Source organism: Akkermansiaceae bacterium (assembly GCA_019634595.1).
Lineage (GTDB): Bacteria > Verrucomicrobiota > Verrucomicrobiia > Verrucomicrobiales > Akkermansiaceae > Luteolibacter.
Window position 1 is genome coordinate 61,887 of record JAHCBC010000002.1, and the last position, 13,616, is coordinate 75,502.

Here is a 13,616-nt window from a genome sequence, read left to right on the forward strand (position 1 = left end):
CATGAAACAAGCACGACTCTCCCGCCGCACCTTTCTCCGTGGCACCGGTATCTCGCTCGCGCTGCCGTTCCTGGAAGCGATGATGCCGCTCTCCGCCCGGGCCGCCGCGGCGCAGTCCGTTCCCCGCAGGTTCATCGCCATCAACATCCCGCTCGGCTTCCTGTCGGAGAACTTCTTCCCGGAGAAAGCGGGCGCTGGCTATGACCCCAGCCCCTACCTGAAGATCGGTGGCACGCTGCAGGACCAGTTCACCGTTTTTTCCGGCGTGAGCCACCCGGGCGTCGATGGCGGGCATGAAACCCAGAAGTCCTTCCTCACCGCCGCCCACCACCCTGCGGCGCGGAGTTTCAAGAACTCCGTCTCCGTCGATCAGGTGATCGCCAAGGCCATCGGTGCGGAAACCCGGTTTTCGTCGATCACCCTGGGCGAGCACAGCCTGGCCGTTTCAGAAAACGGCGTCGTCGTCCCGCGCATCGGCATGCCGGGGACCGCCTACCGCCGCCTGTTCATGTCCGGCACGCCGCAGGAGATCGCTTCCCGTGAGGCGGACCTGCGCGATGGCCGCAGCGTGATGGATCTGGTCATGGAGGAGGCCAAGACCATCGAGCGGCACGCCAGCCAGGCGGACCGGGAAAAACTCGACCAATACTTCACCGCTGTCCGGGAGACGGAGCAACGGCTCGAAAAAGCCGGTGCCTGGGAAAAGACACCGAAACCACAGGTGGACGAGAAGCCGCCGGGCAAGTTCGAGGCCGAGGACGTGGTGGCCGCCTACCGCTCCTACTTCGACGTCATGCGCCTGGCCATCCAGACGGACTCCACCCGCGTGCTGACGCTGGGCGGCACCGCCATCGGCACCGTGCCGAAAATCGAGGGCGTGGCGCAGGGCTACCACACGCTTTCCCACCACGGAAAGAATGCGGACCGACTGAAGCAACTGGAGATCGTCGAGCGCGCGACGATGAAGGTGTTCTTCGATTTCCTCACCCAGCTCCGCAACTTCCGCGAAGGCGACTCCAACCTGCTGGAGCGCACCCAGGTGCTGCTGGGCAGCAACCTGGGCAATGCCAGCGGCCACCAGACGAACAACCTCCCGCTGCTGCTGGCGGGCGGCGGCTACAAGCACGGCCAGCACCTAGGCTTCGACACGAAGAACAACTACCCGCTCTCGAATCTTTTCATCACCATGATGCAGCGCGCCGGCGTCCAGAAGGACAGCTTCGGCGGCCACAGTGGAACGATGCGCGGCCTGGAGATGGCGTGAGGCCCCCAGTAAGGAGGGTGGACACTCTTGTCCACCGGCTGCAACCGGACCACGCAGCCAAAGGCACATCGGTGCAGATCCACTCTTCAGGAGATCCGCCAATGCCGCCGACGGACAGGAGTGTCCGTCCTCCTTACTCCTTGCAGTGAACCAACAGCACGATCTCACCCTTCGGCGGATGGGCCTTGAAATGAGCGAGTACTTCCGCAGCGGTACCGCGGTGATACGTCTCGAATTTCTTCGTCAGTTCCCGCGCGACGCAGGTCCGCGCCTCCGGGTCGATCTCCGCCAGGATCTCCAGCGTGGAGACGATGCGGTGCGGCGACTCGAAAAAGATGCCCGTCTCCCCTGACTCCAGCGCGGCGGACAGGGCGGAACGGCGCTTGCCGGACTTCACCGAAAGGAACCCGCCAAAACGGAAGGCATGGCATGGAAACCCGGAGCCGATGAGCGCGGTGATGACCGCGGACGGACCGGGCAGCACCTCGATGGGCACTTCATTCTCCAGACACGCCTGCACCAAGCGGTAGCCCGGGTCCGAGATGCCGGGCATGCCCGCATCACTGATCACCGCGATGATCTCACCGGCCTTCGCCGCAGCGACCAACTCGGGAGCGCGGCGGGCCTCGTTGTGCTCATGCAGGGCGACGAGCGGCTTTCCTGAAATGCCATGGTGCGCGAGCAGCGGAGCGGAATGCCGGGTGTCCTCGCACGCGATGCGGTCGCAGGATTTCAGGATCTCCAGCGCGCGCAGCGTGATGTCGGCAAGATTGCCGATGGGCGTGGGGACAAGGATGACGCGGCCGGTTTCCATATTTTAGAAAAGCCGCAGATGAACGCAGATGAACGTGAATAAGGAGACTGCTCCAAATTTCTTATCTGCGTCCATCTGTGTTCATCTGCGGTTGAAAGTTCAATGATTCTCCAGCTTCCCGCGTTCATCCTCGGAAAGGATCCTCGGTTTTCCATCCGGACCCACCCTGACAGTGGTCATGCCGCCGGATGCGGAAAGCTCCCCGTCCTTGCCGATGATTTCGAACTCCCAGGTCACGGACGCACCACCGACACGGGAAATCCCGAGCAACACCTCGATGCGGTCACCCAGTTGCAGCGGACGCTTGAAGTCCGCGGAGACGCTCGCCCGCGGCCAGCCGCCGCCGTCGCGTGCGAAGACGATGATGCCACGGGAACTGAGGAACGTGTGTTCCGCGATCTCCACGTAGCGGAAGATGTTCGGGAAATGGACCCACCCACTGGCATCCGTATCCCCGAAGGCGACTTCGAGCGTCTGGCGGTGCCGCGGGTTTTCCATCACTCGAATTTCCGGACGAGCACGGCGGCGTTGTGGCCGCCGAAGCCGAAGCCGTTGCTGAGGGCCACCGTCACCGGGGTCTCGCGGGCGACATTCGGGACGACGTCCAGATCGCACTCCGGGTCCTGGTTCTCCACGTTGATGGTCGGCGGGATGACGCTTTCCTGGATGGCCTTGATGCAGGCGATGAGCTCGATGCCGCCCGCCGCACCGAGCATGTGGCCGGTCATCGACTTCGTCGCGCTCACGGCCAGGCCGTTCTTCGCGTAGTCGCCGAAGGCCAGCTTGATCGCCTTCGTTTCCGCGATGTCACCGAGGCCGGTGGAGGTCGCGTGGGCGTTGAGATACTGCACGTCCGTCGGGTTCACCTTGGCGTGGTTCATGGCCATCTGCATGGCGTAGGCCGGGCCGGATCCGTCCGGAGTCGGCGCACTGAGGTGGTGGGCGTCCGCGCTGATGCCGTAGCCGGTCAGCTCCGCGTAGATCTTCGCACCGCGCTTCTTCGCGTGCTCCAGTTCCTCGATGACAAGGACGGCGGCACCTTCACCCATGACGAAGCCGTCGCGGTCCACATCGAACGGGCGGGAGGCGCGCTCCGGCTCGTCGTTGCGGGTGCTGAGCGCCTTCATGTTCGAGAAACCGGCAAGACCCATCGGCAGGACGGCGGCTTCCGCGCCACCGCAGAGGAAGGCGTCCGCATCGCCGAATTTGATGATGCGCCAGGCCTCACCAATGTTGTGGTTGGAAGTCGCGCAGGCGGTGACGATGACCATGTTCGGCCCGAGCAGGCCGTGCTCCATGGAGATGATGCCGCTGGCGATGTTGGAAATCATCATCGGGATGGTGAACGGGGAAACCCGCTTCGGTCCCTTGGCGATGTAGGTGCCGTGCTCACGCTCAAGGGTGGAAAGGCCGCCGATACCGCTGCCGACCATCACGCCGAAGCGGCGGCGGTCGATCTTCTCCACGTCCACGCCGGAGTCATCCATGGCCATCTTCGCGGCGGCCACTGCATACTGCACATAGCGGTCGGAGCGACGGGCGTCCTTCGGCACCTTGAAATAGCCGTCCGCGTTGAAGTCCCTGACCTCACCCGCGATCTTGCACTCGAACGGCTCCGGATCGATCTGCGCGATGCGCTTGATGCCGCTGCGGCCGTTTTTCAGCCCATCCCAGGTGGACTCAAGATCATTGCCAAGCGGGCTGAGACAGCCGATTCCGGTGATGACGACGCGTCGTTCGCTCATAGTTTGTCGGGCAACTTTGGCCGCTGCGGCGGATGGGCGCAAGCCCTCATCTCCGCTCATCCCAGACGGCGGCTGCGGCCGCGCTCGTTCGCCGCACCGCAGTGGGGGCAGTCCACCACCTTCCCGCGCTCCTGGGTTTCGAACGCATGGAGGCAGAGGCGGCAGATCACCCGGCGGGCCAGCGCCCGCGCCTCCGCACGGTTGTGCAGCGTGCGGGAGATCATGGAAAAAACCACGACCAGGCCGGATGTCCCCAACAGCAGGAAGAGAACGAAGTCAGCGAGGGTCAGGTCCATCCGGAACAGCGATATTGGTGAATCCCACCGCCACAGCCAGAACCGGGGACTTTGCGGCGACGGCAGGGCCGAAATTGATCTTCATCAACCAGTTGCGGATGACCGGGGCCTCATCATCCCCGGACAGATCCGTGCAGGACAGCACCCTGCCGTCCTGGTCCAGTTCCAGCAGGAACTCCCGCGGTGCGGACGCCGCGGCGGTCGCCTTCATCCCGGCAGGATCGAACACGGGCAGGATGGCGGGAAGCTCCTCCGAGGTGATGCCGGACCGTGGATGGAGAACCGGAACCGGGACCGATGCCACCGGCGGGGCAGCCGGGCCGGATTTCACGGGATGCTTCGGGAAAACCCGCTCATGCCTGTCAGCCAGCGGGACAGGCAGCACCTCTTCCCGGGCAGGGAGTTCCTTCAATTTCGGCTCATACCCGCCGATGGACAGGCGCGTGGCGCTGATGAGGGAGTCCTCCAACCCGGCATCCTTTCCCCAGGCACCCACATCGAAGCGGGCGGGATACGGCCCGCTTTCCTGCGCCCGCTGCGCCCACATCCTCCCCGCACCGTCCGCCGGCAGGTGGATGATGGAGGCTTTTTTCTCCACCCATTGCTGCGGCGCGCTCACGCGGATCCTCACCGTCGCGGCGAACAACGCGAACAGGCCGCCGGTGATGAGCAGCGCGAGAAATCCCCGCAGGGGAGTGCCGTCCAGCCCCCGCCAGCGGAAAATCCAACGCCGGGTGGCGTGCAGGCGATCCCTCACCATGACCGCCGGACTTTTCATTCCGCCGGCTTGTCGAGGGGTTGCGCCGCGCTCGGGACGGCCTGACCGACATAGGCGATCCGGAAGCCCTTCGCGAGGATGGCCTCCGTGACCTCCCGCTCCACGCCCACCGGGGTCCCCGCATCCGTCTGCATCAGCACGATGGTCTTCGCGATGCCGTCCTGGCCGTGGATCTCATCCAGCCGCTCCAGCAGGTCCGGCAGCGTCATGGAGTCTCTCCCCAGGTGGAGGCGGCCCGGCCCCAGCGTGACAACCAGGGAATCCCGGAACCTCTCCATCTGGAACCGGGACGGCGGCATCTCCACGGAAATCCCGGAGTGCATCACGAAGGACGGGCCGAGCAGCAGGAACAGCAGCAGCAGCGCGAAAAGATTCAGCACCGGCACCGCATGCAGGAAGCCGGGGCGCTCTGGCAGCGTCATCTCCAGCTTCATGGCACCGGCTTCGGTTTCACCTTCGTTTTCTTCCCGGAACTGACCTCACCCTGGAACGGGTGGAATTCCTCTTCCTCCCGCGCGTCCGCGATCATGTTCACCATCTCGATGCCGGTGCGCTCCAGCCGGTGGACCAGCCGGGTCGCCCGGCCCAGGAAGTAGAGATAAAAGAGATAGAGCGGGATGGCCGTGGCCAGACCCACCACCGAGGTGATGAGAGCGGTGAACGCTCCGCTGGAAAGCTCCGCCGGACCCGTGACACCACCGTGCTCGCTCACCCGTTGGAAAATCTCCACCATGCCCAGCAGGGTGCCCAGCATGCCCACCAAAGGTGCCAGCAATGCCGCACCCAGGATGGCGCGGATGTTTTTCTCGATCCGGGGGACCTCCAGTTGGCCCGCCTCCCGCGCCACCTCGCGCAGTTCCGCACGGTTCAGGTAGTAGCGCAGCAACGAGGCGTGCGCCACCCGCGCCACCGGCCCCGGCGCGCGGGCCGCCTCATGCAGCGCCTCCGCGAAGGCACGCCGCCGCACATGGTGGGACAGCCCCACCAGCAGGTCACCCACGTTGATCCTCGCCCGGTGGAAGAAAAACAACCGTTCCACGATGCAGACGCCGCCGATGAATCCGAGGCCCAGCAGCACCCATACGAGTGGGCCGCCCTGCTCGATCAATCCCGAAGGTTCCATCAACTGTCCCAAGATCATCCGGCCCGGAAAATACCCCTCCGCCCGTCCCCGTGACCAGAGCAAAACCCCGCGCTTGCCTCCGCGCCCTCCCGTTTCCAGCATCAGCCCCGCCATGCACGCCTCCACCGCCGCCCTCAAAGCCCTCCTCCTCGAAAAATCCGTCCGCACCGGGACCTTCACGCTCGCCTCCGGAAAGCAGAGCGACCTCTACATCGACTGCCGCGTCACCGCCATGGACCCCTTCGGCGCGAACCTCATCGGCGAACTCGGCTGGCAGGCCGTCCGCTCGAAGATCCACTCGGAGCACCTCAACATCGCCGCCATCGGTGGCATGACCCTCGGCGCGGACCCCATCTCCCTCGCCATCGGCATGGCCTCCGCCAGGTCCCACCCGGAGGAGGCGCTCCAGGTCTTCACCGTGCGCAAGGAGCCGAAGGGCCACGGCGCGGGCAAACAGATCGAGGGCAACTTCAAGTCCGGAGACACCGTGATCGTCGTGGATGACGTCATCACCACCGGCGGCTCCACCCTGAAGGCCATCGACGTCATCGAGCGGGAGGGCGGAAAGGTCGCCTTCGCCATCGTCCTGGTGGACCGGGAGGAAGGCGGTCGCGAAGCCATCGAAGCCCGCGGCATCCACGTCATCCCGCTCTTCAGCCGCAGCACGCTGCTGGGCTGATACGGCAAATCTTCCCAAGCAAACGCCTCCCATGAAAGCCGCGGCCTTTCTCCTGCTGTCCGTTTGCCTCGCCGCAGGCGATGTCGCGGAAGTCCGGCTCCTCTCATGCAGCCCGGAGATCGCCAACGCCATGCGGGCCAACCTCAACGGCGGAAAGCTCACCGACGAGGCGTTTGAGAAAGCATATGACCGCCTGACGGCAGGGAAGCAGATCGAGGAGCTCGACCGGTTTCGCAAGGATGACTGGGAGATCTCCTCCGAACAGCCACGGGAATTCGTGTTCACTTCACCGGGCTGGGACACATACAACGCTCCGCAGAATGGCATACGGGCATCCAACAAGGGTTGGGAGCATCAGATTCGCATAATCGCCTCCCTTCATAAAAGCAGGGTGGAGTACGGATGGAGCAAGTTCTCCCTGCCTCCGGGAAGCAGGGATTTCGGCCTCAACCGCTTCGAGCTGGAGGCCATGACCATCACCACGTTGCCTTCGCCGACATGGCAGATCATGGATGAAACCAGCTACGGAAACCAGGTTGTCATCTCGCTCTTCCGGCATTCCGCCGCAACCACTCCGGCCCCGGATCCCGCCACCCGCCTTTATTGGGCGGAAGGACTGTTCCTGATCGCCGGGCCGCAAGAGCGCGACGCGATCACCGGAATGGACCAGGAGCGGCTGCGGCTGAAGGTGACGGAATTGCGGAAGTCCGCGCAGTCATCGGATTTCTTCAGAATCAGGGCAGGATCCAGCGCGCACGACCCGACCAGCGGCCCATTTTTCCGCCATCGCAAGGGTGCTTGGGAGGATCCGGCGAATGATTACCAGGCGGACAAGGTGACGGCCACCAACATGACGCTTTTCTCCGGAGATCTCAAATTTCCGGGCGATGCGGGCGAAACCGAACTCACGTGCGTGGCCGAACTGGCACCCATACCAGGCCCCGGCCTACCCTTGGAGAAATACGAATTCAGATTCACCGGGAAGTTGCCTCTCGGAACGTGGATCGCCGTTACCTCGAACACTCCGGACAAAGCGGGACGCACGGGGATTTTCTTCACACGGATCTCCCTCCCCAACGCGGACTGAATATCTCCGACATACCCATGGAACCTCTGCCATCGCTAAAAATTCATTTGCGGTGGAAGGAAGGCTCGGCTTTCCTCTCCCCGCTGTCAGGGGCCGCAGAGGTCCGGCAAGCGAACCCCGCCAGGCCTTGATCGGAGCAACGGTAGTTTGTCCGGGCTTGCCGCGGATTCCCTGGCAGCACTTTTCTCTCATCTCTCTTCAGAGGAGCCTCCGGCAGCCGGCCGACCGTTCCGCATGCGACCGCCACGGCCAGTGGACCGATATGCTTCAATCCATACGGCAGCCATTGAGGACCGGTTTGCCACGGTCCAGAGGGGACCCGCGCGAGCTTCCTCGCTCTACGTGTCTCTCAAGGCTCGAACAGGAAATAGAGATAACCGGAGTGCTCCATTTCCTCCACCCTCATCCGCCGGTTGCGCTTGTTCTCGCCCCAACTCTCGGTGAAGAGGATCTCACCCCGCTCGCGGTTGTAGCCGGTGACGATGGATGCATGGCCCCCGTTGCTTCTGCCTGCCCACCGCTCTTCCTCTTCCTTGTCCTTTTTGGGATCGGGAAGCACCGCGGACGGATCCGTCGCGAAAGTCTCGGCGAAATCACTGTGCACCTCATCCCGTTCACGGCTGAAGTAACGCCAGATCAGCACCGGCTGGCCTCTGTCCACCTCCTTGATCAGTTGCCGGGCCTTCAGCGGAGGCGTCACGACCTGCAGTTTCAGTTTCCCCTCCTTCGCGGCAGACTCGTATATCGGGACGATACTCGCGTGTTCCACGCTGCCTTCCTGATAGCCTGCGGCGGCGGCAAGCTGGTCGATATTCACGTTGACCGAGTAATACTGCATGATCATCGCCAAGGTTCCCATCGCGCAGTAGCCGCGGCTGCCCTGGTTCACCATCGGGATGTTCCGGATCACCACATCCCCGTTCGGAAGCTTTTCCGGCCCGGCCTTGATGTCCCGCCGCCGGTCGGATCCTGTCTGGGTGACGAGCTTGTTGCCCGTCACCTCAGCGGGTATGATGGCGAGCAAGATCAGCTGGTCTTCCTCGGCTGAAAACCGGAAACGCAGCGAGGGGCTGACGAACTCCGTGGCACGGACCTTCAGCATGCGGTCGCGGCCGATGCTGACCTTCTTTCCAGGAGCGCCGCAGAACGCTTCCAACGCCATCGGGATCGATTTTTCGAGATCCCCGAAAAGTTTTTCAAACTCCTGTTTCCGCCCCGCCGCCTCCAGATCCTCCTTGTCCTTCATTTCCCTCACCTCCTTCTCTGAGAGTTTGTCCCGGACATAGGCGTCTTCGCGGGACTTCCGGTATCCGAAAACATTACCCGTCTCCAGATACGTCACGTCCATCCTTACCAGCTTGTCCGCCTGATAGTATGCCAGCACCTGTTGGGGGCGCGCACCGAAGAACCTGCCCATGGACTTCAGTTCACAGGTCTTCTTGTCGCCCTGGTTGCTGATCGTCACCCATTTCCCGGGAACTTCCTGGGCGCCTTCCCATACCGAAGGGGCAAGCAACACGGAAACGAGATCCGTGTCCGTTTGATCCACTTCAAGATTTTCACCGACCTGTGCGTGCACCATGGGCGCACAGGCAAGGCCCATTGCATAAAGGACGATCCGCAGATAGGAGAAAAGGGGGATTGCCATGGCGGTTTGATCGGGAACTGGATCATCACATATTTTTCACCCGTTGAAATGCAACCCTATTCCACGAACAGGGCACGTGTTGCCTCATAATTGGGGACACCATGGCGCGAGCCATGGGCATGACCGAAAAGAGCACCGAGGAATACACCAGGAGATGCGGGCGAGGTATGCGCGGCTGACAGGCCGGAAGGCCCGCTGGGAGACCAAGCTGTGGAGCCGGTGGCGCAACCTCTTCTGCGTGACGATGATGCAGGAGAGCAAGCGGCGTGAGGGCAGCCGCCAGATCCGCCACCACGAGAAGAAGGGTTTCACCCCTGCACATCGTCTGATCGGGAGCGGGGACCTGCAAGGGGAGGAGCGACGGAAGGGATTTTCACGGCGTGCTCCTGGAATTTCAGGGTGACACCATGGAGGAGATCGACTCCAGCGTCGGGATCGCCACCCCTTTCAGTTCCGCCGCGGGCTTTTCAACAAACTTCAGATGGGGTGACAGCTTCGAGATCCGCGACTTGCAGTTGCTGACGTAGAGTGGGATCTCCATCGGTCTGGTGATCTTCGCATCGTCCATGGGGTTCTTGTCATCGACGAACGTGCAGCCTTCGAAAATACAGTCACGGGTGAGGGTGAGGAAACTGGCGGGTATGGTGCAGTTGACGAAGCGGCAGTTCACGATCCGCATCCACGGATGGTTCGCGAAGCTGGCCGGTTGCTTGCTCTTGAAATCCACGCCCGGCAGCTCGATGCCCTGGAAGACGGTGGACTGCGCGCGGACACCATGGTGGTCGATGTTGAGGAAACCCGCGAGGCTCCCCTTCACCAGGCAACGGTCGAAATGGAACTTCGCCGCGTGGTCCGGGCCGACCCGGTTCCCGCCCTTGCGGATCCCGCAATCCTCCAGCGTGGAGTTGGTGAAATGATAGATGCAGTTGAGATCCGCCAGAAAGGTCAGCTTCTCAAAACGCGCCCGGTTGGCCACCAACCGACCGGCTGTAAGCTCCACGCTGGCACCATCCACCGAGGACCAGACATTTCCGGGCGCAACCACCACGACCGACGCGGACTTCGCGCTGCGGTCCCCGATGATGATCCGCTCACGGATCCGTTGCTTCATGGCGGGAACCGTCACGGATTCAAGCCAGCGGCCCTTGGTCGAAAAAATGTTGGCATTCACCGGCGGCTGATCGCCGGGGACCGTGATGGCGGGCAGCTCCTTCAGTTCCAGCGGACCCGCCGCCTTGGGATCTTCGCCGAAAGGAATGTCCGCCGCTGACGAGGTGTCCGGCACCAGCTCAAGCAGCAATCTTTCGCCTTCCTTCCGCAGTGCCAGGGCATCATCCACTTTCCCGGCCTTGGTCAGCACCAGCTCCTCCGCGCGTATTTTCCGGGTGACCTCCTCCGCCACCTTCGCGTTGGCCGCGGCAAGCTCCCCGTGGATGACTTTGCGCGCCGCCAGGTATTTCCCCCTCAGTTCCACCAGCTCCTTGTCCGCATGGGCGGTGGGTGTGCCGGATTCCTTGATCGCGTCCCGTTCCTCCCTCAGACGGACGATGAGGTCGAGGTTGCCCTCCGCGGCGAGCTTCTTTTCCAAGGCATCGAGCGCCGCGAGATAGCGGGTGGAAAGCTCCGCCTCCTTGAAAAGGGCGCTGAGTTCGGACTCCTCCACCTGGGTGGCCGCCGTTTTCCGGATCTCCTCCAGCGGCTCCTGCCCATGGAGCGGAGAGGAAATGACCATCCATCCGCCCGCGAGCAGCAGCGCGGATGACATCCCGTTTCCGAGTTTCCAACCCATGACCTTTCCTATTTCAGGGGACCGGCATGTCAATGGTATAACCCAAAGGCAGCCAAGGGCATTCCCGCTAGCCCCGCAACCCGCCGGGATCCGCGCCGATGCCGAAAAGGAGCTTCAGCGATCGCCGGATGAAATCCGCCTTCGACTTCCATGGACGGACGGGACGGACGACCTGCCAGCCATGCCGGGTGCCGATCTCCAGCAGTTCCGGCTTCGGATTCACCAACGTCGCGTGCTGGCAGAGTCCCAGCATCGGCAGGTCCGCGGTGCTGTCCGTGTAGCCGTGGCAGTTCCGCAGTTGCGGACCATCGAAGTACGAGGCAGGCAGCAGCACCCGCAGGCGCGCGACTTTCGCCGCGCCCTTGTGGTTCTCCAGATCGGGGAACAGTTCACCGGGCGTCACCACAGTACCAAGCACGAGGTCGAACCCGAGCAAGCGCCCGATCTCCGAGACATAGAACTCCGGGCTGGCCGAGGTGAGCACCAGCAGGTACCCGGCCCGGCGGTGGCGTTCGATCTCCTCCCGCAGTCCGGGATAGATCGCGGGCATCACCGAAGCGGCGAAACTCTTGGAATGCTCCGCCACCTTTTCAGGAGGCATGCCCCGCAGGTAGCTGAGGAACACCCGCTTCATTCCCTCCGTCTTCAGGATGGAATAGAGCGGGAGCAGCCCCAGGAAAACGGGCAGGTAGGCCCGTCGCCATGGCTCATGCCGGACCACATGGTGGCGGAACAGGAGCTGGCAGTCCCAAGGGATGAGCGTCCCATCGAGATCGAACAGGGCGATGCCCGGAGGTGGCTCGGGAGGGAGGATCAAAACGTGCGTCTGTTAGACGTAGTGGAGCTCCTTCGCCTTCGCGTCGATGGCGGCGTCGTTGTCGAGCAGCTCCTGGATGGGATCCCAGCGTCCGGACACCAGTGCCTCGCGGAACGAGTCAGGCATGGTCACGGAAAACTCCAGACCACCGGAGGTGCGGACCTTGAGGGCCTCTACATCGATGGTGACAGCGACCTTCGGGTCGGCTTCGATGGCGGCGGCGAGCGCGGTGATGTCGGCGGCGGCGGCCATCACGCAGGGCATGGCCAGGCCGGTCGAGTTGCCGTAGAAAATCTCCGCGAAGGACTCCGCGATGACGCCGTTGAAGCCATACTTCCGCAGGGACTGCGGGGCGTGCTCACGGGAGGAGCCGCAGCCGAAGTTCACACCGGCCACCAGGATGGAGGCACCTTCGAAACGGGAGTCGTTCAGCGGGTGGTTCGTCTTGTTGCCGTGCTCGTCATAGCGGACGTCGTAGAAGGCGAATTCACCGAGTCCGTCGAAGGTGACGCACTTCATGAAACGCGCCGGGATGATGCGGTCGGTGTCGATGTCCGCGCCGGGGATGAAAACGCCGGTGCCGGTGACTTGTTTGACGGGTTCGAGGGCCATGGGAGTTGAGTGGATCAGTCTTGGATGCGGGTGATGCGGTAGCCTTTCCTGGCCAGGTGGTCGCGGATGTTGTCCTTGCCGATGAAATGGCCGGAACCGGCCGCGAAGAAATGGACCTTGCCGCCTTCTTTTGCGAGAAGCCCGCCGATGGTGGCGGCCATGCTGAGGTTGCGGTCGGCGAAAACCTTCTTGAGGAATCGCTCGCCGAGTTCCTTGTGCTCGCTCTCGGCGATGGACTGGTTCATGCGCTCGATTTCCTTTTCGAGCTCCGCGTCATCCCCCGCGGCGTAGGCGACGAGCATGGCTTCGATGCCGTCGATGCCCTTCGCCCGGTCCGCCTTCAGTTGGGCGAGCGTTTCCCTGAGGATGATGATGTTCTCCTGCTCGTTGAATCCGCCCAGGAGGCCCAACTGTTCCTCGGCGGTCTCGATGGCACGGACTTCCTTCCCATCCTTGATGGCACGTTCGGAGATGACCTGATCGACGGCCTTCATGCCCATGATCTGATACTTCAGGACCGGCAGAGACATGGTCACCGCCCAGGTCTGCAACGGCTGGAAGGGGGTGGCGTCAAGCTGGGGGTTGATCAGCTTCAGTTCCGCATTCAGGGCGGCGGAAAGCTCCTTGCCAATGGACTCGGAAAGGGTCTTGCCATCCTTCCGGAGCAGCAGCGGCATCATCTTCAACTGGCTGTCCGCATCCATCGGGATCTCGGTGTAGACCATCTCAGAGGAAACGAAGGCCTTCTCCGCCGCCGGGTGCAGGTTCGCGATGGCGGGAGTGGAGACGTGGATGGTCCCGAAGAGGTACGAAGGCTTCTCCAGACCGTTGCCCTCGATCTTCCAGAGCAGCGGCTTGGCCTGATGACCCTTGTCCTCCGCCGCAAGCGGCTGGGCCAGCAATCCGCCCGCGATGACGAGGGCGGCGCGACAGATCCATGGGAAACGCTTCATAGGCTTGCGGG

At 63.1% G+C, this 13,616-nt stretch carries 16 protein-coding genes and 1 other RNA gene; 5 read left to right on the forward strand and 12 right to left on the reverse strand.

What is annotated here, in order from left to right; all coding sequences use genetic code 11:
• The first annotated feature begins 1 nt into the window (after window position 1).
• Entirely contained in the window at window positions 2-1,264 is a 1,263-nt protein-coding gene (locus tag KF712_05960) for a DUF1552 domain-containing protein (GenBank protein MBX3740515.1), read from the forward strand.
• 133 nt (window positions 1,265-1,397) lie between these two features.
• Here the strand turns inward: KF712_05960 and rsmI are convergent, their stop codons facing one another.
• The 7 genes from rsmI to KF712_05995 all read right to left on the reverse strand — a co-directional run bounded on the left by rsmI (window position 1,398) and on the right by KF712_05995 (window position 6,038).
• The gene (gene rsmI, locus KF712_05965) at window positions 1,398-2,078 is read right to left on the reverse strand and encodes a 16S rRNA (cytidine(1402)-2'-O)-methyltransferase (protein ID MBX3740516.1); all 681 of its coding nucleotides are present in this window, start codon (window positions 2,076-2,078) and stop codon (window positions 1,398-1,400) included.
• A gap of 99 nt (window positions 2,079-2,177) precedes the next feature.
• Complete coding sequence (locus KF712_05970; GenBank protein ID MBX3740517.1) at window positions 2,178-2,576, reverse strand: acyl-CoA thioesterase; 399 nt, start codon at window positions 2,574-2,576, stop codon at window positions 2,178-2,180.
• Window positions 2,576-3,823 carry a beta-ketoacyl-ACP synthase II gene (gene fabF, locus KF712_05975; protein MBX3740518.1) on the reverse strand — a complete coding sequence of 416 codons (1,248 nt, stop codon included), beginning with the start codon at window positions 3,821-3,823 and terminating at the stop codon, window positions 2,576-2,578. The genes KF712_05970 and fabF overlap by 1 nt, the downstream gene beginning before the upstream one ends.
• 56 nt (window positions 3,824-3,879) lie before the next feature.
• Window positions 3,880-4,119 (reverse strand): hypothetical protein, encoded by a 240-nt coding sequence (locus tag KF712_05980; GenBank protein MBX3740519.1) that lies wholly within the window; start codon window positions 4,117-4,119, stop codon window positions 3,880-3,882.
• The gene (locus tag KF712_05985) at window positions 4,100-4,897 is read right to left on the reverse strand and encodes a hypothetical protein (GenBank protein ID MBX3740520.1); all 798 of its coding nucleotides are present in this window, start codon (window positions 4,895-4,897) and stop codon (window positions 4,100-4,102) included. The genes KF712_05980 and KF712_05985 overlap by 20 nt, the downstream gene beginning before the upstream one ends.
• Window positions 4,894-5,331 (reverse strand): biopolymer transporter ExbD, encoded by a 438-nt coding sequence (locus tag KF712_05990; protein MBX3740521.1) that lies wholly within the window; start codon window positions 5,329-5,331, stop codon window positions 4,894-4,896. The genes KF712_05985 and KF712_05990 overlap by 4 nt, the downstream gene beginning before the upstream one ends.
• On the reverse strand, window positions 5,328-6,038 hold the full coding sequence (locus tag KF712_05995) for a MotA/TolQ/ExbB proton channel family protein (GenBank protein ID MBX3740522.1): 711 nt from the start codon (window positions 6,036-6,038) through the stop codon (window positions 5,328-5,330). Before KF712_05995 ends, KF712_05990 begins: the two co-directional genes overlap by 4 nt.
• A 94-nt stretch (window positions 6,039-6,132) precedes the next feature.
• Here KF712_05995 and pyrE point away from each other — a divergent pair, with 94 nt between their 5' ends.
• The 3 genes from pyrE to ffs all read left to right on the forward strand — a co-directional run bounded on the left by pyrE (window position 6,133) and on the right by ffs (window position 7,965).
• Window positions 6,133-6,699 (forward strand): orotate phosphoribosyltransferase, encoded by a 567-nt coding sequence (gene pyrE / locus KF712_06000; protein ID MBX3740523.1) that lies wholly within the window; start codon window positions 6,133-6,135, stop codon window positions 6,697-6,699.
• A gap of 31 nt (window positions 6,700-6,730) precedes the next feature.
• Window positions 6,731-7,786, forward strand: coding sequence for a hypothetical protein (locus KF712_06005; protein ID MBX3740524.1), 1,056 nt, complete (start codon window positions 6,731-6,733; stop codon window positions 7,784-7,786).
• Window positions 7,787-7,871: 85 nt separating this feature from the next.
• Window positions 7,872-7,965: signal recognition particle sRNA small type (gene ffs, locus KF712_06010), an RNA gene on the forward strand.
• Window positions 7,966-8,135: 170 nt separating this feature from the next.
• Here ffs and KF712_06015 read toward each other — a convergent pair.
• Entirely contained in the window at window positions 8,136-9,434 is a 1,299-nt protein-coding gene (locus KF712_06015) for a C39 family peptidase (protein ID MBX3740525.1), read from the reverse strand.
• A gap of 154 nt (window positions 9,435-9,588) precedes the next feature.
• Here KF712_06015 and KF712_06020 point away from each other — a divergent pair, with 154 nt between their 5' ends.
• Window positions 9,589-9,837 carry a hypothetical protein gene (locus tag KF712_06020; protein MBX3740526.1) on the forward strand — a complete coding sequence of 83 codons (249 nt, stop codon included), beginning with the start codon at window positions 9,589-9,591 and terminating at the stop codon, window positions 9,835-9,837.
• Here KF712_06020 and KF712_06025 read toward each other — a convergent pair.
• The 4 genes from KF712_06025 to KF712_06040 all read right to left on the reverse strand — a co-directional run bounded on the left by KF712_06025 (window position 9,829) and on the right by KF712_06040 (window position 13,605).
• Window positions 9,829-11,223, reverse strand: coding sequence for a hypothetical protein (locus KF712_06025; protein MBX3740527.1), 1,395 nt, complete (start codon window positions 11,221-11,223; stop codon window positions 9,829-9,831). The genes KF712_06020 and KF712_06025 overlap by 9 nt on opposite strands.
• A 67-nt stretch (window positions 11,224-11,290) precedes the next feature.
• Window positions 11,291-12,040, reverse strand: a complete 750-nt coding sequence (locus KF712_06030) for a haloacid dehalogenase-like hydrolase (GenBank protein MBX3740528.1) — start codon at window positions 12,038-12,040, stop codon at window positions 11,291-11,293.
• 12 nt (window positions 12,041-12,052) lie between these two features.
• Window positions 12,053-12,652 carry a 3-isopropylmalate dehydratase small subunit gene (gene leuD / locus KF712_06035; GenBank protein MBX3740529.1) on the reverse strand — a complete coding sequence of 200 codons (600 nt, stop codon included), beginning with the start codon at window positions 12,650-12,652 and terminating at the stop codon, window positions 12,053-12,055.
• A 14-nt stretch (window positions 12,653-12,666) separates the two neighbouring features.
• Window positions 12,667-13,605, reverse strand: coding sequence for a TraB/GumN family protein (locus KF712_06040; GenBank protein MBX3740530.1), 939 nt, complete (start codon window positions 13,603-13,605; stop codon window positions 12,667-12,669).
• Between the last annotated feature and the right edge of the window lie 11 nt (window positions 13,606-13,616).